At 44.5% G+C, this 19,800-nt stretch carries 17 protein-coding genes; 11 read left to right on the top strand and 6 right to left on the bottom strand.

The window, feature by feature from the left end; genetic code table 11:
* Positions 1–90 precede the first annotated feature (90 nt).
* The 6 genes from dnaE to ACFI6G_RS09205 all read left to right on the top strand — a co-directional run bounded on the left by dnaE (position 91) and on the right by ACFI6G_RS09205 (position 7,781).
* Positions 91–3,570: a DNA polymerase III subunit alpha gene (gene dnaE, locus ACFI6G_RS09230; protein ID WP_010436518.1), complete on the top strand. Its 3,480-nt coding sequence runs from the start codon at positions 91–93 to the stop codon at positions 3,568–3,570.
* 45 nt (positions 3,571–3,615) lie between these two features.
* Positions 3,616–4,575 carry an acetyl-CoA carboxylase carboxyl transferase subunit alpha gene (gene accA / locus ACFI6G_RS09225; RefSeq protein ID WP_010436520.1) on the top strand — a complete coding sequence of 320 codons (960 nt, stop codon included), beginning with the start codon at positions 3,616–3,618 and terminating at the stop codon, positions 4,573–4,575.
* A gap of 124 nt (positions 4,576–4,699) precedes the next feature.
* Positions 4,700–6,040, top strand: a complete 1,341-nt coding sequence (tilS, locus tag ACFI6G_RS09220; RefSeq protein ID WP_372020349.1) for a tRNA lysidine(34) synthetase TilS — start codon at positions 4,700–4,702, stop codon at positions 6,038–6,040.
* 58 nt (positions 6,041–6,098) lie between these two features.
* Positions 6,099–6,410: a c-type cytochrome gene (locus ACFI6G_RS09215; protein ID WP_010436524.1), complete on the top strand. Its 312-nt coding sequence runs from the start codon at positions 6,099–6,101 to the stop codon at positions 6,408–6,410.
* A 130-nt stretch (positions 6,411–6,540) separates the two neighbouring features.
* A complete protein-coding gene (glnB, locus tag ACFI6G_RS09210) occupies positions 6,541–6,879 on the top strand; it encodes a nitrogen regulatory protein P-II (RefSeq protein ID WP_004738609.1) in 339 nt (112 codons plus the stop codon).
* 59 nt (positions 6,880–6,938) lie between these two features.
* The gene (locus ACFI6G_RS09205) at positions 6,939–7,781 is read left to right on the top strand and encodes an endonuclease/exonuclease/phosphatase family protein (RefSeq protein WP_010436530.1); all 843 of its coding nucleotides are present in this window, start codon (positions 6,939–6,941) and stop codon (positions 7,779–7,781) included.
* A 110-nt stretch (positions 7,782–7,891) separates the two neighbouring features.
* Here the strand turns inward: ACFI6G_RS09205 and ACFI6G_RS09200 are convergent, their stop codons facing one another.
* The 3 genes from ACFI6G_RS09200 to gloB all read right to left on the bottom strand — a co-directional run bounded on the left by ACFI6G_RS09200 (position 7,892) and on the right by gloB (position 10,975).
* Positions 7,892–8,578 carry a YIP1 family protein gene (locus ACFI6G_RS09200; protein WP_010436533.1) on the bottom strand — a complete coding sequence of 229 codons (687 nt, stop codon included), beginning with the start codon at positions 8,576–8,578 and terminating at the stop codon, positions 7,892–7,894.
* Entirely contained in the window at positions 8,575–10,146 is a 1,572-nt protein-coding gene (locus ACFI6G_RS09195) for a LysM peptidoglycan-binding domain-containing protein (RefSeq protein ID WP_010436536.1), read from the bottom strand. Before ACFI6G_RS09195 ends, ACFI6G_RS09200 begins: the two co-directional genes overlap by 4 nt.
* Before the next feature lie 70 nt (positions 10,147–10,216).
* The gene (gene gloB, locus ACFI6G_RS09190; protein WP_010436538.1) at positions 10,217–10,975 is read right to left on the bottom strand and encodes a hydroxyacylglutathione hydrolase; all 759 of its coding nucleotides are present in this window, start codon (positions 10,973–10,975) and stop codon (positions 10,217–10,219) included.
* Positions 10,976–11,028: 53 nt separating this feature from the next.
* On the opposite strand from gloB, the gene ACFI6G_RS09185 reads away from it, so the two are divergent.
* Complete coding sequence (locus tag ACFI6G_RS09185) at positions 11,029–11,811, top strand: class I SAM-dependent methyltransferase (protein WP_010436540.1); 783 nt, start codon at positions 11,029–11,031, stop codon at positions 11,809–11,811.
* Between the two features lie 116 nt (positions 11,812–11,927).
* On the opposite strand, the gene rnhA is transcribed toward ACFI6G_RS09185, so the two are convergent.
* Positions 11,928–12,392 carry a ribonuclease HI gene (gene rnhA / locus ACFI6G_RS09180; protein ID WP_010436543.1) on the bottom strand — a complete coding sequence of 155 codons (465 nt, stop codon included), beginning with the start codon at positions 12,390–12,392 and terminating at the stop codon, positions 11,928–11,930.
* Between the two features lie 56 nt (positions 12,393–12,448).
* On the opposite strand from rnhA, the gene dnaQ reads away from it, so the two are divergent.
* The gene (gene dnaQ, locus ACFI6G_RS09175) at positions 12,449–13,216 is read left to right on the top strand and encodes a DNA polymerase III subunit epsilon (protein ID WP_010436546.1); all 768 of its coding nucleotides are present in this window, start codon (positions 12,449–12,451) and stop codon (positions 13,214–13,216) included.
* Between the two features lie 9 nt (positions 13,217–13,225).
* A complete protein-coding gene (locus tag ACFI6G_RS09170) occupies positions 13,226–14,473 on the top strand; it encodes a TIGR03503 family protein (RefSeq protein ID WP_016767576.1) in 1,248 nt (415 codons plus the stop codon).
* Between the two features lie 197 nt (positions 14,474–14,670).
* Here the strand turns inward: ACFI6G_RS09170 and fadE are convergent, their stop codons facing one another.
* The gene (gene fadE / locus ACFI6G_RS09165) at positions 14,671–17,136 is read right to left on the bottom strand and encodes an acyl-CoA dehydrogenase FadE (protein ID WP_065101113.1); all 2,466 of its coding nucleotides are present in this window, start codon (positions 17,134–17,136) and stop codon (positions 14,671–14,673) included.
* Between the two features lie 328 nt (positions 17,137–17,464).
* Here fadE and lpcA point away from each other — a divergent pair, with 328 nt between their 5' ends.
* Both lpcA and ACFI6G_RS09155 read left to right on the top strand, forming a co-directional pair.
* Positions 17,465–18,040: a D-sedoheptulose 7-phosphate isomerase gene (gene lpcA, locus ACFI6G_RS09160; protein WP_010436554.1), complete on the top strand. Its 576-nt coding sequence runs from the start codon at positions 17,465–17,467 to the stop codon at positions 18,038–18,040.
* A gap of 64 nt (positions 18,041–18,104) precedes the next feature.
* Positions 18,105–18,950, top strand: coding sequence for a class II glutamine amidotransferase (locus ACFI6G_RS09155; protein WP_010436557.1), 846 nt, complete (start codon positions 18,105–18,107; stop codon positions 18,948–18,950).
* 100 nt (positions 18,951–19,050) lie between these two features.
* Here ACFI6G_RS09155 and purN read toward each other — a convergent pair whose 3' ends face one another.
* Positions 19,051–19,725 carry a phosphoribosylglycinamide formyltransferase gene (gene purN / locus ACFI6G_RS09150; RefSeq protein WP_010436560.1) on the bottom strand — a complete coding sequence of 225 codons (675 nt, stop codon included), beginning with the start codon at positions 19,723–19,725 and terminating at the stop codon, positions 19,051–19,053.
* Positions 19,726–19,800 lie beyond the last annotated feature (75 nt).

Raw genomic sequence — 19,800 nt, 5'->3', positions numbered from 1 at the left:
GCAGCGAATAAAGTTGCCTATTTGCGGCAGGAAAAAATAGAATACACACAGTTGTAATCCTAGGCTTGAGCCTAGAACTCAGGAAAAATAATGTCAGATCCAAAATTTGTTCACCTACGCGTACACAGTGACTTTTCGATGGTGGATGGCCTATCTAAGGTGCCACCATTAGTAAAAAAAGTAGCTGAAATGGGTATGCCTGCTCTAGCACTTACCGACTTTACCAACCTTTGTGGCTTGGTTAAGTTTTACGGTACTGCCCATGGGTGTGGGGTTAAACCTATTATTGGTGCGGACTTCGTTATGCAGTCTCCAGAATTTGGTGACGAGTTAACAAAGTTGACAATACTGGCCACGGATAACAAGGGTTACAACAACCTTACTTTATTGATCTCGAAGGCCTATCTTCGTGGTCATGTACAGCATCAACCTGTTCTCGATAAAGAATGGTTAATTGAGCATGCAGAAGGCCTGATTATTTTATCGGGTGCCAAAGATGGTGAGATTGGCAAAGCGTTACTGAAAGGTAACCGTGAACTTGTCGCGAGCAGCGTTGAGTTTTACAAAACGTATTTCGCAGATCGTTTTTACCTTGAGCTTATTCGTACCGGGCGTCCGGATGAAGAGTCTTACCTACACTTTGCATTAGAACTGGCAGAACAAGAAGATTTGCCTGTTGTTGCGACGAATGAAGTGGTGTTCCTAACCGAAGATCTTTTTGACGCTCACGAAATCCGCGTAGCGATCCACGACGGTTTTACAATGGTTGATCCACGTCGACCAAAAAACTACAGCGCACAGCAATACCTTCGTAGCGAAGAAGAGATGTGCGAGTTGTTCTCTGATATCCCTGAAGCTCTGGAAAACAGTGTCGAGATTGCTAAGCGTTGTAATGTAACCGTTCGCCTTGGCGAATACTTCTTGCCTAACTTCCCAACCGAAGGTTTAGCGATTGAAGACTTCCTGATTAAGAAGTCAGAAGAAGGTCTTGAGCGTCGTTTAGAGTTTCTATTCCCTGACGAAAAAATCCGAGCAGAGCGTAGGCCAGAGTACGATGAGCGCCTCAAAATTGAACTTGAAGTTGTCAATAACATGGGGTTCCCAGGCTACTTCTTGATTGTTATGGAGTTCATCCAGTGGTCCAAAGACAACGATGTACCTGTTGGTCCAGGCCGTGGTTCTGGTGCTGGTTCTTTGGTGGCTTATGCATTGGATATCACCGATCTTGACCCACTTGAATACGATCTACTTTTTGAACGTTTCTTGAACCCAGAACGTGTATCGATGCCCGATTTTGATATCGATTTCTGTATGGATAAGCGTGACCAAGTCATTGATCACGTTGCAGAAATGTATGGCCGTGATGCTGTTTCGCAGATCATCACCTTCGGTACCATGGCAGCGAAAGCGGTAATTCGAGATGTAGGTCGTGTGTTAGGCCACCCATTTGGCTTTGTTGACCGAATTTCTAAGCTAGTTCCGCCTGACCCGGGTATGACGCTAGAGAAAGCCTTCCTCGCTGAACCCGCATTACCTGAACTCTATGATGGTGATGAAGAAGTTCGTGAGCTGATTGATAAATGTCGAATTCTAGAAGGTTGTACACGAAACGCTGGTAAGCACGCTGGGGGGGTTGTAATCTCACCCACCACGATTACTGACTTTGCACCTATTTATGCCGATGCGGAAGGTAACTTCCCAGTAACGCAATTCGATAAGAATGACGTAGAAACCGCTGGCTTGGTTAAGTTTGACTTCTTGGGGTTGCGTACCTTAACTATTATCGATTGGGCATTGGGCTTAGTGAATCCACGTTTGGCAAAAGAGGGTAAAGATCCGGTTCGTATCGAGTCGATTCCTCTTGATGACCAAGCGTCGTTTAACTTATTACAAAATTCTGAAACGACGGCGGTATTCCAGCTGGAATCTCGCGGTATGAAAGACCTGATCAAGCGTCTACAGCCCGACTGTTTTGAAGATATCATCGCATTAGTGGCCTTGTTCCGTCCGGGCCCTCTTCAATCAGGTATGGTAGATAACTTTATCGACCGTAAACATGGACGAGAAGCAGTATCTTACCCCGATGAAACGTGGCAACACGAGTCGTTAAAAGAAACATTAGAACCGACTTACGGCATCATCCTGTATCAAGAACAGGTAATGCAAATCGCTCAGATTCTGGCGGGTTATACGCTTGGTGGAGCCGATATGCTGCGTCGTGCGATGGGTAAGAAAAAGCCTGAAGAGATGGCAAAACAGCGCGGTACCTTTAAAGAGGGTGCTGAAGCTAACGGTGTTGATGGCGAATTGGCCATGAAGATCTTTGACTTGGTAGAGAAGTTTGCGGGCTACGGCTTCAACAAATCTCACTCGGCTGCCTACGCATTGGTTTCTTATCAAACACTATGGCTGAAAACGCACTACCCAGCGGAATTTATGGCGGCGGTAATGACCGCAGATATGGACAACACGGAGAAGGTTATTGGCCTTGTTGATGAGTGTTTCCGTATGAAGCTTAAGCTTCTTCCACCTGATATCAATTCAGGCCTATACCGATTCAATGTCGATGAAGACGGAGCGATTGTTTATGGTATTGGTGCGATAAAAGGGGTGGGTGAAGGCCCTATTGAAGCGATTATTGAAGCGCGCAATAAGGGCGGTTACTTTAAAGATTTATTCGACTTCTGTGCGCGTCTTGATCTGAAGAAGGTTAACAAACGTGTTATCGAAAAGTTGATTCTATCTGGAGCCTTAGATAGATTAGGTCCTCACCGTGCTGCGATGATGGCGTCATTGAAAGATGCAGTTAAGGCTGCAAGCCAACATCACCATGCTGAGTCGTTTGGTCAATCCGACATGTTTGGTGTGTTGACTGATGCTCCAGAAGAGGTTGAACACAAGTATACTCAAGTACCTAAATGGCCTGAAAAAGTTTGGCTTGAAGGTGAGCGAGAAACACTGGGTTTGTATTTAACGGGTCACCCGGTGAATGCTTACATCAAAGAGTTAGCAAAATACACCAGCTGTCGTTTGAAAGATGCTACGCCAACGCGTCGTGACCAATCATTAACGATTGCAGGCTTGGTCATTGCTGCTAGGGTCATGACCACGAAACGCGGTACACGAATCGGTTTAATGACACTTGATGACCGATCTGGCCGAATGGAAGTGATGTTGTTCTCTGATGCACTCGATCGCTACGCAGAATTGCTCGAAAAAGACAAAATTGTGGTCGTTTCTGGACAGGTCAGCTTTGATGACTTCAACGGTGGGCTTAAAATGTCCGCGCGCGAGGTCATGGACTTAGGAAGCGCCCGTGAAAAATATGCTCGTGGGGTATCGATATCTATCGATCAATCCCAGATTAATGGTCAATTTTTTGAACGCTTTGGTCAAATCTTAGAACCTTATAGAGCCGGAACGGTCCCAGTCAATGTATACTACCAACGTGCCGACGCTAGAGCGCGGTTAACATTGGGCACAGAATGGCGTGTGACGCCAAGTGATACATTACTAGACGAATTAAAACAGCTGCTTGGAAATAGCCAAGTAGAACTCGAATTTAACTAAAATTTAGCTTCGCTAACGTGGAGCTGAATCAACAAGGATTCATAGATGAGCCTGAACTTTCTAGAATTTGAAAAGCCTATCGCTGAACTTGAAGCAAAAATCGAAGCGCTACGTGACGTTTCTCGTCACGGTGGTGACGCAGCGGTAGATCTAGACAAAGAAATCGAACAACTAGAGAAAAAAAGCTTAGAGCTTAAACAGAAAATCTTTAGTGACTTAGGTGCGTGGCAGGTGGCTCAACTTGCTCGCCACCCTCAACGTCCTTATACCAAAGATTACCTAGAGCATGCATTCACAGAATTTGAAGAGATGGCGGGTGATCGCGCTTACGCTGACGATAAAGCAATTGTGGGTGGTATGGCTCGTCTAAATGGCCGTCCTGTTATGGTTATTGGTCATCAAAAAGGTCGCGAGACCAAAGAAAAAGTGATCCGTAACTTTGGTATGCCAAAGCCTGAGGGTTACCGTAAGGCTCTTCGCTTAATGGAAACGGCTGAGCGTTTCAACATGCCAATTATTACTTTCATCGACACGGCGGGTGCATACCCTGGTGTTGGTGCTGAAGAGCGTGGCCAATCTGAAGCTATCGCAAAAAATCTAAAGGTAATGGCTGGTCTATCTGTACCAGTTATCTGTAACGTTGTCGGTGAAGGCGGTTCTGGTGGTGCACTAGCGATCGGCGTTGGTGATTACGTGAACATGCTTCAGTACTCTACGTACTCAGTAATATCTCCAGAAGGCTGTGCTTCAATCCTATGGCGTGATTCAGATAAAGCGCCACAAGCTGCAGAAGCAATGGGTCTAGTTGCTCCTCGTCTTAAAGAGCTTGAACTTATCGACGAAATCATTCCTGAGCCTCTAGGTGGCGCGCACCGCGATCCAGTACAAACTGCTCAGAACATGAAAGACATGCTAGTCAAACAACTAGAAGAGCTAGAGCAGTTTGATAATGAAGCGCTTCTTGAGCGTCGTTACCAGCGTCTAATGAGCTACGGTTACTGCTGATAAGCGTGCCTTGAAATGAGGCAGCTTCAAGTAACAAGATGATGAAAGGGTTGGACTCAGTGCCAACCCTTTTTTATTATTAGAACATACCCCCGTCAAACCTACTCTCATGGTTCACTCGCTCATGACTCACTTAATCAAAACCTTTACATCGGCACTTCATCAAAGCGCACTTAAGCCTAGTAGATTGATCGTGGCTTTCAGTGGCGGTGTTGATTCTCGAGTTTTGTTAGAGTTAGCGGCACAGTACGCGCAAACGCATGACATTGAGTGTCGTGCGGTACATGTTCACCATGGCCTAAGCGAAAACGCCGACTACTGGGTAGAACGATGCCAAGCATGGTGTGATGTGTTGTCGGTATCTTTGGCTGTAGAGCGAGTATCATTAGATCTTAATAGTGGCGAGAGCGTTGAAAAGCTTGCGCGAGACGCTCGATATAAAGCTTTTGAGCAGCATGTCAGATCGGGTGATGTGTTAGTCACGGGTCAGCACATTGATGACCAACTTGAGACTTTCTTGTTAGCGTTAAAACGTGGAAGTGGCCCAAAAGGACTCTCTTCTATGGCGAAGATTATGCCGTTTGGGAAAGCTTTCATGCTTCGTCCTCTGCTGTCGGTGACCCGCTCAGATATTGAAACATCAGCTCATAATATGGGTTTAACTTGGGTCGAAGATGAGAGTAATCAAGACCTGCGCTATGACCGTAATTTTATTCGTCACCAAGTTACGCCGACATTAATTGAACGATGGCCTAGTTTTCGAGAGTCGGTCAGTCGCAGCGCTCAACTGTGCGCAGAACAAGAGTTGCTACTCGATGAACTGCTTGAGTCTCACTTTCAGCAAGCTTTGAGGGGCAATAAGAGCCTAAGCCTAAGCATTGAGGCCTTATCTCAGCATTCTGATTTACTGCGCGCACGCTTGCTAAGAATGTGGTTGAACCATTGCAATCAACCTATGCCGAGCCAAAAGCAGCTAAAACTTATTTGGGATGAGGTAGCCTGTGCTCAGGCAGATGCCAATCCTAAGCTGGTGTTGAATGATGTTGAGATTAGGCGTTTTAATAACCAGCTCTATTTGGTACAAGACACCCAAGATTTGTCGAGCTGGCAAAGTGATATTTCAGCGGAAGGTAGCTTAGTTCTGCCTGATGGTTTAGGGGAGCTACACTTAAGTTCAGCGATGAGTGAGGGCGTATCTAGCAACCGTGATTTGCAAAGCTTTAGTTTGTCGGATAAAAGCGTAACACTAAGGGTGATTTTTAATCCGGAAGGATTATCGGCTCACCCTGTTGGACGCGGGCATAGCAGAAAGCTTAAGAAGCTCTTTCAAGAGTATCAGGTACCAAGTTGGTTACGACGTCGAACACCAATATTAATGGATGGTGATCGAGTGATCGCAGTTTTAGGCTTATTCGTAGATAAAAACTACGAAGGTCAAGATTGTGAAGCGCTTTGGAGCAAGTAAAAAAAGTTTGTGTCACAATTTGACGTTACTTTAATAAAAATAATTAATGGAATATGCAATGAAGAAAATTACACTAGGATTAGTTATTGGATTTGGACTATTGAGTGGTAATGCTCTGGCAGGGGATGTTGCCGCAGGTCAAGCTAAAGCCGCAATCTGTGCAGCATGTCATGGTGCAGATGGAATCGCTGTCATCCCCGGTTACCCGAACCTCAAGGGACAGAATGAACAGTATATTGTGTCATCAATTAACGCGTACAAAACAAAGCAACGTAATGGCGGCTTAGCAGCTGTAATGCAAGCTCAAGCTTCAATGTTAAGTGATGATGATATCGCGAACCTAGCTGCTTACTATGCAAGCCTTAAATAAAGTTTCCTCAAAGCGCTAATTAAACAAGATGATAAATTTCGAGCCAGAGCTTTAAAGCTCTGGCTTTTTTCATTGAATGTTTACAATAGCTAACCGATAATGAGCTATTCGTACAGTTTAAGGGATGAACATGAAAAAGATTGAAGCGATTATCAAGCCATTTAAGCTTGATGATGTACGTGAAGCACTTGCAGAAGTTGGCATTACAGGTATGACTGTATCTGAAGTAAAAGGTTTCGGACGTCAGAAAGGTCATACTGAGCTATACCGTGGCGCAGAGTATATGGTCGACTTTTTGCCAAAAGTGAAATTAGAAATTGTCGTGACTGATGAAGTTGCGGATCAATGCGTAGATACCATTATCGAAACGGCTCAAACCGGTAAGATTGGTGACGGTAAGATCTTCATTACTGATGTTGAACGTGTGGTACGTATTCGTACTGGCGAAGAAGACGAAGACGCTGTATAAAAAACGATTACCCTAAAAGGAGCGCTTATCGCTCCTTTTTCATTTCTGGTGGGTGTTGTATGTTTAAGAAAACCATCATTGTTATCGCAGTTTTGATAACACTTGTTGTTGCTAGTTTTCATCTTATCTTCGTTATTCCTCAAAAACCTAATCTGGTTACTTCCTCTTATAGCACCAGTAACGATACCTATAGTTGCTATCAAAATTCACTACCTAAATCGATTGATGTTTCAGACGGATTGAGCCTAATTGTGTGGAATATCTACAAGCAAAACCGCAATAACTGGCAGAATGAACTGAATCAATTGACGGAGGGAAGTGATTTAGTGTTGTTACAAGAAGCACGTATGACTAAAGAGCTTAGTCAATGGGTGACAAGCGGACAGTGGGGAAGTACTCGTGTTAATGCGTTTGAAGTTTTTGAACAAAGTGCGGGTGTGCTTAGTCTAGCGACCCATTTACCGATCGAAGCTTGTGCATATACTCATGAAGAGCCTTGGCTTCAACTGCCTAAATCTGCACTTTGGTCTCGCTATCAGTTAAGTAATGGAGAAGAGCTTGCCGTCATTAATATCCATGCCGTGAACTTTACGTTTGGCACCGAAGATTATAAAGCTCAGCTTAAAAGCCTAACCGATAACCTGCAAAAATATCGCGGACCAGTCATTTTTGCTGGCGATTTTAACAGCTGGAGCGAAGCTCGCTTTGCGGTATTGAAAGAGGCGTTGGAAAAAGTTGGTCTGACCGAGGTTGTTTTTGACCCTGATAACCGAACTCAGTTTATGACAGGTTTGGTGCTTGACCACGTGTTCTATCGAGGGTTAGAGGTAGAAAAAGCAAAAGCGCCCATTACGGACGCTTCTGATCATAACCCAATGCGAGTGACCTTTAAGGCTAGATAGTAACAAGCCAATGGCAATTAGCTATTTGCACAGTGGTTACTTTTAATAATTAGCTAATGAAACAAATAGACTAGTGAGTATCCTCTAGCCTTTATTTTATCGACTCAAGCTTAGAATATTAAAATGTAGAGAGCCCAGATTAGGTAGTAACCAACCCATGGCAAACCAGAGATGACCAGTGCTTGTCCGCGTTCAAATTCAGTCCACGTCAGCACTGCGGCATAACCTAGCACGATGTACCAAGGTAACAAAAGCGGTAATGAGCTCGCGAACTGTGACCAGTCATTGGTTAGTGGTAACTTGATTAAGCCGTTTAAGCTGTTCAAGTCAGCGGCGTAGCTCATCACCTGTCCATGTTTGAGGAGTAGGCTTGCGTAGCTTGCTACATCACCTAAAACCGCAGGGAACATCACAACCGATGAAGCGGCAAACCATCTCCAGTAACTATGCTGATGTTGGCTTGGCTTTGTTGCGAGGTTAAACCAGAATGCCAACAGAGCAATGCTTAGTGTACGGCCAAATACATCACTGATGATTTCGCTCGCGAGTAGAGTATTGCTGTCAAGTAATGCCAATTGGTCAGGATTAGTTTCAGCCAGTTGCTGTGACAATTCTGAACTTAACCATGCAAAATCTACATTTGAAAAATAGGCACCCCAAAATAAAAATGGGCTGAGTATTAATACGACGTAGGGTTGCCATCCCCAAGCACTTCGTTGATAAAGCGCTAAGAAACAAGCCGTTGGTGAACGGAAAATATCCAACAGCATGACGAGTGGGTTGCTTGACGGGTTCATACACTTACCTTAGTTACATCAACATACAGCTTCAGTTTTTGTCCTGGCTGTAGGTATTTCTTGTTCTGCAAAGTGTTCCATTTTACAACATCTGCACTTTTTACTTTGAACTTTGATGCAATACCGCTGACTGTGTCACCTGATCTTACGTTATAGAAGACAGTGCGTATGATAGAGCCGTCTGAACTATTCTTCCAGATGACCAGTTCTTGACCAACTCGAAGTGTGTCGCGTGGCCCCATACCATTCCACTTAGCCAGCGATTGGTGAGAGACTTTGTTTGCGCGCGCAATCGTCCATAAGCTGTCACCACTTTTTACTGTATGACTGAGCTTATATTGGCCGCGACTCTTCGACTGTGTGTTTGCTAGGCGGTTTGAAGCGCTTAGTGCATATGTTTTGTCGTCTTTGGTTGAGGTTGGGATAAGCAGGTGCTGACCAATACGGATATTGTTGTTGCTCATCCCGTTTGCAGAGCGAATCACTTTACTGGTGGTGCTGTATTTACTCGCCAGTACGCTGATGCTATCGCCAGATTGCACTTTATAGCGCACCAATTTCATACCTTTGCCTTTATTAGCTGCCACTTCTTTGTTGAACTTTTCAACAGAGCTTAGAGGAAGCAATAATTGCTGATGTTTTTCTGGTGCCGTCGCCCACTGGTTATAAGCCGGATTGTAGCCTTGCAGTTCTTTAACTGGAATACCTGCGTAGCTAGCAGCAATCGCGAGATCGAGCTGTTCATCTGGGTTCACCAGAGTTAATACGGGTTTGTTAGGAATAGCTGGAATATCAATTCCATATTTCTCTTGATTTGCGATTACATCAGCCAGCGCGAGTAGCTTAGGAACATAGCTGCTGGTCTCTTTTGGTAAATCTAGAGAGAAGAAGTCGATTGGTTTACCTAGTTTCTTGTTCTTACGAATTGCGCTGTTTACTCGACCGCCACCACTATTGTAGGCCGCAATCGCATGGTTCCAATCGCCATCAAAGCGTCTATTTAGGTCCGAAAGGAAATCCAATGCCGCATCGGTAGAAGCGGCTACGTCACGACGACCGTCATACCAGAAGTTCTGTTCTAGCCCATAGTCTTTGCCGGTGCCAGAAATGAATTGCCATAGTCCTGCAGCACTGCCATGAGAGTAGGCAAACGCATCAAAAGAACTTTCTACAACTGGCAACAACGCCAATTCTAATGGCAACCCTTTTTCTTCAATCTTCGTCGTAATCAGATAAAGAAAAGGTTCAGCACGTTGTGAGACGGTTTTGAGGTGACTAGGGTGTTTTAGATACCAAGTTCGGTAGTAGTCGACTTTCTTTTCGTCGGGTACTTCCATTTCAAGTTGCATCGCAATGCGTTTCCAAACATCTTCTTGTGTTTGTGGAGTAACGATAGGTGCTTCAACTTTGGATTCTTCTTTGGTCGCTTCTGATGAAACGTTCGTTTGAGAAACTTCTTTAGTAGGAGATGTGTTGGTTTGCTCGGAAGCTTGGTCTGGATTCTCTGACTGAGTTAATTGGCAACCAGAAAGTAGTAATACCAAAGCCCAGCTGTACTTAACTCGCATGTTACAGCCTTTTTAATAAACGGCTGCTGATAATACTTGCCACTCCCTATGAGTGACAAGTATGGATTTGTTAAAATTCGTTCTTCCACGCACGTAAAGCGGTAAAGACTGATAAAGGATCGGTCTGCTCGGTACGATTAGATACTGATTTAACTACACTTGGCTCTGTGTAACGTAAGAAAGGGTTCACAAACTTCTCTTGTCTCAAATTTGTGGGGATGGTCGACTTATTCTGAGCGCGCAGTCGGTTTACTTGGTCTCGATATTGCTGCAAATGTTGGTTATCAGGTTCAACGGCAAGTGCGAAAGCGACATTAGCTGCTGTGTACTCGTGTGCACAATAGACTTCCGTTTCTTGAGGAAGTGCCGTGATCTTATTCAGCGCGTCAAACATTTGTTGTGGTGTGCCTTCCATGATTCGACCACAACCCGCTGAGAACAATACATCGCCACAAAATAACTTAGCATCACCGACATAACCGATGTGACCTGCGGTGTGTCCACTGAGCCCAAGTACTAGAAAGACTTCGCCAAACAGCTCTAACTGGTCACCATCGTCGACAGGGTGAGTCAACGTTGGGATCGGTTCGTTCTTTGGGCCCACTACATCAACGCCAGGGTGTTGCCTTACTAATTCTGGAACGCCACCAATGTGATCATGGTGGTGGTGTGTAATCAAGATTGCATCTAAAGTTAGCTCATGATGTGCCAAGTACTCTAATACTGGAGCCGCATCACCAGGGTCGACGACAGCACAACGGCGATCGCTATTTTCAATCAGCCAGATGTAATTATCGTTAAATGCAGGTATGCTTTTGATATGTAACATTATTGGATCTCCAGTCACTTTTAGTGAGACAGAATAAGTGAGATAGATTATTGATGAAGCCAGCGCGTAGCAGAAAGAAGTTTGAGCGTCCTTACACTTGGGCACAGTTGCACAATGGGGACTGGTTGAGAGAATCAATTCAAACTCGACTCGATGAGTGGTGTCCAAAGCTTTTTGGTTACCACATGCTCAAGCTCGGCGGCCTCAGTAGTGAGATTTCTAGCTGCACATGCAACATTCAACATCAAGTAAACCTAGATATCCAGAACCCATTACATAATGTGATAGCGGATGGCTATAATTTACCCTTTTTAGAGAAAAGTTTTGATGTTGTGGTGCTCAGTCATCAATTAGATTATAGCAATGACCCACATAGGTTATTGAGAGAAGTTGACCGAGTGATGATGGACGATGGCTATATTATCATCACAGGCTTTAATCCGTTTAGTCTTACTGGGCTTGCGAGTTTACTACCTTGGCGAAGAAACAGTTTACCTTGGAGTGGGCGCATGTATACGCCAAGTCGAGTTAAAGACTGGTTAGGTGTACTAAATTATGAAGTGATCCACTGTGATACCTACGCGCTGTTTCCGATGAGTAAATATCAGGCGATGTGGACGTGGTTAGAGAATAGCTTGGGCGGTTGTGCATCCTTTGCGGGAAGCCAATACTTTATTGTTGCTCGCAAGCGTACTTATCCGCTCAAACCGATTAAGCCTCATTGGCACCTTAAACGACGTTTTTCTCCTGTTGGAGCGAGCTTTAGAACCAATACGCGTCGTACAATGGATTCAGCCAAAGCTTCATACCCGCTAAATACAGAAAAAGCCGACTAGAGGTCGGCTTTTCATCTATTCATTGGGCTAAGAAATTATCAATTTCTTTAATAAGTTATCAATCAGTTCGAGAAACTATCTTGGTTCAAATGTTACATCGAATTGAACTAAGATAATTAGCTTGGTTGATAACCAGTATCCTCTTGAGTTGGATTCTCAGCCGCAGTTCGCGCTAGGTCATCACACATTTCGTTTTCTCTGTGTCCCGCATGTCCTTTTACCCAGCGCCAATCAACGGTGTGACGAGCAGTTTCTTTATCAAGCCTTTGCCAAAGATCGGCGTTTTTAACAGGTTTCTTATCAGCTGTTTTCCAATCTCGCTTTTTCCAGTTGTGAATCCACTGTGTGATACCTTGGCGTACGTATTGGCTATCGGTGGTCAAAATCACAGAGCAAGGCTCTTTGAGGGTTTGGAGAGCAACAACAGCGGCGAGCATTTCCATACGGTTATTGGTTGTTAGCGTGAAGCCTTCTGCTAGTGTCTTTTCGACTTTTTTGTAGCGAAGTACGATACCATAGCCACCCGGACCAGGGTTACCTAAACAAGAACCATCAGTGAAAATTTCAACTTGTTTCGTCATGATTTGATACTATTACCTCAAGCACATTATCGGCATAGTCTGACACAGTTATCCTTATGAATACCAGTAGCACTCCAGAACAAAGCACGAACGAAAAAAACAGTTCGAACGAAAATAAGCGCATTGTTGTACTCGATACCGAAACCACAGGTATGAATACAGAAGGTGGTCCTCACTATATGGGCCACCGCATCGTTGAAATTGGTGCAGTAGAGATCATCAACCGTAGGTTGACCGGGCGTCATTTCCACGTGTACATCAAGCCCGATCGTGCGATTCAAGAAGAGGCGATTGGCGTTCATGGTATTACCGATGAATTCTTGATTGATAAGCCTGAATACCAAGATATACATAAAGAGTTTCTCGACTTTATCAAAGGTGCGGAGCTGGTGGCTCATAATGCGCCCTTCGATACGGGTTTTATGGACTATGAGTTTGAGAAGCTTAATCCAGCGATAGGTAAAACGGATGACTACTGCAAAGTCACCGATACCTTGGCAATGGCGAAGAAGATATTCCCAGGTAAAAGAAACAACCTAGATATCTTATGTGACCGTTACGGTATTGATAACTCGCACCGTACTCTCCACGGCGCATTGCTCGATGCGGAGATCCTAGCCGACGTCTACTTATTGATGACGGGTGGGCAAACTTCGCTACAATTTAACGCTGGCCAACAAGAAGGCGAAGCCGAAAGTATACGAAGAGTAGAAAGTGGTCGAAAATCCCTAAAGGTTTTACGAGCTACGGCCGATGAAGTAGAAGCGCATCAAAATCGTTTAGACCTCGTCGAGAAAAGCGGAAGCTGCCTTTGGCGTCAGTAGGGAGAAAGTATGTTAAGGGTATTGGCTACCGGTTACTTATTGCTGTTAAGCTTTAGCTTACATGCAGCAACGGAATCCGTAATGAGTTTATTGGATAACCGTTTTCGCGTTGATCCCAGTATTGAACAAGTCACCTTTGTGATTTATCGAGCCGATAACTCTAAACCCGTCGTTTTGGTTCGCCCTGATGGCAAGAAATACTACTCTTGGCGCAATGCTGATAACGTCCGTTGGTACGAAGAATCATCTATGGACATTGTCTCTATTGATAAGCCAATGCCAGGCCCTTGGCAAGCGATAGGTAAAGTCTCACCTAAGAACAACATTAAACTATTGTCTCATTTGGTTTTGGATGCCAACGAATTTCCAAATAAGTTGTATCAAACCGAACACATCAAGTTCACCGCTCGTTTGACCTCAGATGGCAAACCTCTTGTTCTGCGTGATTTTCTGGATCGCGTGAAGCTCAAGGTGACGTTTACTAAGTTTGTCGAAAACGAAGAGTCTTTAGTGAGAGAGGCGCGCCCGGTCCCTGTTGTGATGGGAGAGTTTGCCGACGACGGTACAGGTTTAGACGAAAAAGCCGGAGATGGCGTATTCACAGTATCGTTACCTATTGATATTGAACCGGGTAAATACCGAGCTCGTATAACCTCTGGCAATGGCGTGTTTTTGCGAGCGCAAGAACAAGAAGTACTCGTGTATCCAACCCCCATTACCACTACTTTTATCCAGTCTCGCAAAGAGGGTTTACCTCATACTATCGTTGTGTCCGGCGAGCAAGGCATGGTCGCGCCCAGCTCTTTGGCGGTTCATGTTGAGCACAAGGCTCCTGATGAGTTTGTTATGTACAGACAAGGCCAAGCTATGGTTGATGCAATGAAAGTGTCTCTAGAGGTACCTTACGCTGGTGAACTGGGTATTTATAACTGGTCGGGGATGGTTTATGCCACTGATGCTTCAAGCCAGCGTCCGCTGATTTTCCCAATTACTGAGCAATCGTACAGCGTTGTTGAAGATATCGATTTAGCGGAGTCACGACGCCTTCAAGCAGAAGCGCTTGAGGAGCAAAAGCGTATCGCAGCAGAATTAATGATACTTCAGAAGCGAGAAGATGACAGGCAACGTAGTATGATCATTATAGCTGTGGGCAATGTGATCGCGATTCTATTGGGTTTGTTGGTTTGGTTTGTGGTTCGAAAGGTGAAAGTGAAGAAAAAGGCTCAACCAGAAATGCAGTTAAAGGCACCTAAGTAAGCTTACAAGCTATATGGTCTTTGTAAGTATGAGCATTGGCATATAAATCATTGGTGTAAGGCCGATTTGCGTTGGTATTGTAAAGAATCATAGTCGTTATTAAAAAAACGGGACTCATAAGAGTCCCGTTTTTTATTGCTTGTTTGCTTCAGCTACCCGTTCGATTTTAATGTCTCGTTTAGTCTTGGTTATCGATGCTAGGCAACGTTCTCAATTGATTGATCTGGGTACTGTGATTTTGAAGCAAGCTTTTCTGGAGAGAAATCGTCAACGTTAATTGTATACAGTCTGTGTTCCTCTGCACTGACAAGCAACGCAGCTTCTTTCTCCGTTAAGATGCCTTTCTCAAGCCCTAATTGAGCGACAAGGTCTAGTCGTAAGAAAGCGCGTTTTTGATGCGTTTCTTTACAAACTTTATCGAACAGTGGCTCAGCTTGAAGAATCACTTCGAGTGCTTTCTCAATCTTACCTACTGGGTTATGTTCAGTTGCTTCTAAGTATTGACCACGGCCGATACGTGAACGTGTTTCGCTCGGCGTTTGAATAATATGCGCTACTTGGCTATCTAGCTTGTCGTTTGGTGCGCGACGAATACGGCCAAATGGCATCAATACAACGCGAAGTAAACGACCAATCACAGGGCTAGGGAAGTTTGCTAAAAACTCATCAATAGCGACTTCTGTCTGTCTTAGGCTGTCTTGCATACCCCAATGTACTAGCGGTAGATCTTCAGCGTGGCTGCCTTCGCTTTCAAAGCGTTTCAGTGTTGCTGAACCTAAGTAGAGTTGGCTCAGGATATCACCCAGTCTTGCTGATAGGCGTTCTCTGCGTTTCAATGACCCCCCTAAAACGGCCATTGAGATGTCAGAAAGTAGCGCTAGGTTGGCACTGTAGCGGTTAAGCTGTTGGTAGTAGCGCTGTGTCTGTTTATCTGTTTTATTTAATGGTGTTGGTGCATCTGAACCACGACCATCGGTTAAACCAAACCACAAGCTGCGGACTAGGTTGCTCATAGTAAAGCTAACGTGCCCTGCTAACGCTGAATCAAACTTATCAAGCGCATCGCTGCTTTCAGAATAAGCGGCTTCCATTTCGTTAAGTACGTAAGGGTGACAACGAATCGCCCCTTGGCCGTAGATGATCATTGAACGAGTCAGGATGTTTGCACCTTCAACTGTTATGGCGATAGGCGAACCTTGGTAGCCACGCGCTAAAAAGTTGGATGGACCTAAACAAATGCCCTTACCGCCGACGATATCCATCGCATCAATGATGCTGCGTTGGCCACGGTGGGTACAATGATACTTAACGATTGCAGAGATAACCGAAGGCTTTTCGCCAAGGTCGATACCTGCGACGGTTAGGTTACTTGCCGCATCCATTACATAGGCGTTTCCTGCTAGACGTGCCAGTGGTTCTTCAACCCCTTCCATACGGCCGATAGGTTGCTTGAATTGACGACGAATGCGAGCGTAAGCGCCTGTAGCTAATGCCGCAGATTTAATGCCACCTGTCGAGTTTGAAGGCAGTGTGATACCACGGCCAACCGACAAACACTCAACCAGCATGCGCCAGCCTTGACCTGCCATTTTCTGACCACCAATGATGAAGTCGATAGGCACAAAAAGGTCGTCGCCTTTCGTTGGGCCATTTTGGAACGGAACGTTAAGCGGAAAGTGACGGTTGCCAATCTCGACGCCTTTTAAATCCGTTGGAATCAACGCACAAGTAATACCAAGATCTTGTTTATCTCCAAGCAGACCATCAGGGTCACGTAGTTTAAAGGCTAACCCTAAAACGGTTGCGACAGGAGCAAGAGTGATATAACGCTTGTTCCATGTTAAACGCATTCCAAGTACTTCTTCGCCTTGCCAATCTCCTTTACATACAATGCCGTAATCAGGGATTGAACCGGCATCTGAACCAGCTTCTGGGCTAGTTAGGGCAAAACACGGGATCTCTTTACCTTCTGCCAAACGTGGGAGGTAGTGGTTTCTTTGTTCTTCTGTTCCGTAGTGTTGTAACAGCTCGCCTGGGCCTAATGAGTTAGGTACGCCAACCGTCGATGACAATACACTAGAAACGCCAGTTAGCTTTTGTAGAACCAAAGATTGAGCGTAAGCTGAGAACTCTAAGCCACCGTATTTTTTCTTGATGATCATGGCGAAGAATTTATGGTCTTTCAGGTATTGCCATACTTCTGGTGGCAAATCAGCAAGCTCATGAGTGACTTGGTAATCATTGACCATTTCACACACGGTGTTTACTGGACCATCTAAAAACGCTTGTTCCGCTTCAGAGAGTCTCGGATCAGCAATGTTCTGAAGTTTCTTCCACTCAGGCTTGCCTTTGAACAGTTCTGCTTCCCACCATACCGTACCAGCTTCTAGTGCTTCTTTTTCTGTCTGAGACATTGCTGGTAGAACTTTCTTAAATAGAGAAAGCGCCTTTTGGCTTACTAGGGTTTGACGAATAGTCGGTACAGCAAAAATCGCTACCGCTAATAGGTAACAAAGCCAACCAGTAATCGCGACGCCGCCAAACAGTGTGAGTGCTATCATCGCGCAGGTTAGTACAACTAATGCACGCACCAGACTAACTCTATGGTAAAGACAGACGCCTAAGATGACGGTCATGCCGAGTAGGGAGAGCAATATGTTCATGATCGATTTCCTTTTCAGAGATCACTTATTGTTATTAAGTTTTAGGTAAGAGGTCTAACCAGTTAAGTGTAAACAAAATATTAAATATTTGTAAAACTCTAAATTGGATAAAAAGCGATCTGAATAGAGTTAAAATTCTAATTGTGAGAGGTTGGTGGTGAATATTTGGGCGGATCGACAGTGACTGGTTAATAAAGGTGGCAATCTTTGGGCTTAAGTGTCGACACTATTTCATGTTTGTGGGTAAACTCAGTTAAAAGAGGGAAAAACCCTCAGCTCTCATTTCACGTACTTTAAGTTGCGTAACAAAATATAAGAGATAAGCCTTATGTACCAAGACCTAATCAAAAGTGAATTGAACGAAGCTGCTGACGTTCTTAACAAGTTCTTGAGTGATGACCACAACATCGCTCAAATTGAAGCGGCTGCAAAACTGATTGCCGACTCATTCAAACAAGAAGGCAAAGTGCTTTCTTGTGGTAACGGTGGCTCACACTGTGATGCCATGCACTTCGCGGAAGAGCTTACTGGTCGATACCGTGAGAACCGCCCAGGTTATGCTGGTATTGCGATTTCAGATCCTAGCCATTTATCTTGCGTGAGTAATGATTTTGGTTACGACCACGTATTTTCTCGCTATGTAGAAGCGGTAGGCCGTAAAGGTGATGTGCTGTTTGGTTTGTCGACTTCTGGTAACTCTGGCAACATTTTAAAAGCGATTGAAGCTGCTCAAGCGAAAGGCATGAAAACCATCGCCCTAACAGGTAAAGATGGCGGTAAAATGGCAGGTTGTGCAGACATCGAAATCCGAGTTCCACATTTTGGTTACGCAGATCGCATTCAAGAAGTTCACATTAAGATTATTCATATTGTGATTCAACTTGTTGAAAAAGAAATGGAATAGTCGTTTACAGAGATTTAAAGCACAGCTTAGGCTCTGCTGGTTTTAATAGGGAGTAGATTAAACCATGTGTGAATTGCTCGGTATGAGCGCGAATGTGCCAACTGATATTTGTTTTAGTTTTACTGGTCTGATGCAGCGTGGAGGTAACACAGGTCCACACCGTGATGGATGGGGTATCACTTTTTATGAGGGAAAGGGTTTTCGTACTTTTAAAGATCCTAACCCTAGCTGTGAATCTAAGATCGCAGAGTTGGTTCAAAACTACCCAATTAAAAGCCAGGCTGTTGTCAGTCATATTCGTCAAGCCAACCGTGGTGGGGTTAATCTTGAAAATACTCACCCTTTTACCCGCGAACTTTGGGGAAGATACTGGACTTTTGCTCACAATGGTCAGTTAACAGACTACGATGATCTTATCAGTGGTCGTTTCAGACCGGTAGGTGAGACGGACAGTGAGCTCTCTTTTTGTTGGTTATTAAAACAGCTCGAGGATCGCTTTCCTGAACCGCCTCAAGACATGGAAGGCATGTTTCGCTTTGTTGCTGAGTGTTGTGACCAGTTACGAGATAAAGGTGTCTTCAACATGTTGTTGAGTGATGGTGAGTATGTGATGACGTACTGTACCAATCATTTGTACTGGATAACAAGACGCGCGCCTTTTGGCAACGCGAGCTTAATTGATGAAGACGTTGAGATTAACTTCCAAGAAGAGACCACGCCGAACGATATAGTTACCGTAGTGGCAACTCAACCTCTTACATGCAATGAGGAGTGGTTTAGAATGAAGCCTGGCGAATATGCGCTGTTTCATTTTGGTGAGCTGATAGGTAACAACCATCAAGCGTTAGAAGATGTTGCTTACGCACCTAAAAAAGTTGCGAGCCAAGCACCGACTGAGCCATTGAGCTAAAACCTCCGGGTAGTATTATTTGCTCTGAACAAAAGAGAGGCCGCTTACTGAACCAAAAGATCAGTAAGCGGCCTTTTTATTTGATTTAGTTTTTGACGAACTACTCTTCTGCGTAACCGTGCTTGCCCAATGCTATACCGTCTAAGATCGCTTGCCCGTTTACCATTAATAAACGATCTTCAGCGAACCATTTGCAGACCATCGGATAAATACAGTGCTCTTGGGTGAGGACTCGGCTTGCTAACATGTCAGCATCATCGTCTTCAAAAACTGGTACCTTAGCTTGTAAGATCACAGGTCCGCCATCGAGTTCTTCTGTTACAAAGTGAACACTTGTACCGTGCTCTTTATCTTGCGCATCAATAGCGCGCTGATGGGTGTGTAAGCCGGGGTATTTAGGAAGTAGAGAAGGGTGGATGTTGATCATTTTCCCTGCGTAATGGCGAACAAACTCTGAACTTAGAATACGCATGTAGCCCGCGAGCACGATCAAATCGGGTTGGTAAGCATCGATTTGAACCATCAATTCATGATCAAACTCTTCGCGTGAACCAAAGTTTTTTGGATTAACAGAATGTGCGTTAACACCTGCGGCCTTTGCTCGCTCTAACCCAAAAGCCTCTGCTTTGTTTGAGAACACAGCTTTAACAGAAGCATCAATCATATTGTTATCGCAGGCATCTAAAATTGCCTGTAAGTTACTTCCGCTTCCTGAAACTAAAACAACGATGTTTTTCTTAGAGTGACTGGTTTTATTTGAGTGATTATTTTTCATAGAGTGGGTCATACGATTAGTTAACAGGACTGTTTACAATTTACCTACATAAACTAAGGTTTTCTGCGGGCCAAA

The sequence above is a fragment of the Vibrio sp. PSi01 genome, assembly GCF_054960695.1.
This window is presented reverse-complemented; position numbering and strand designations above follow the sequence as displayed.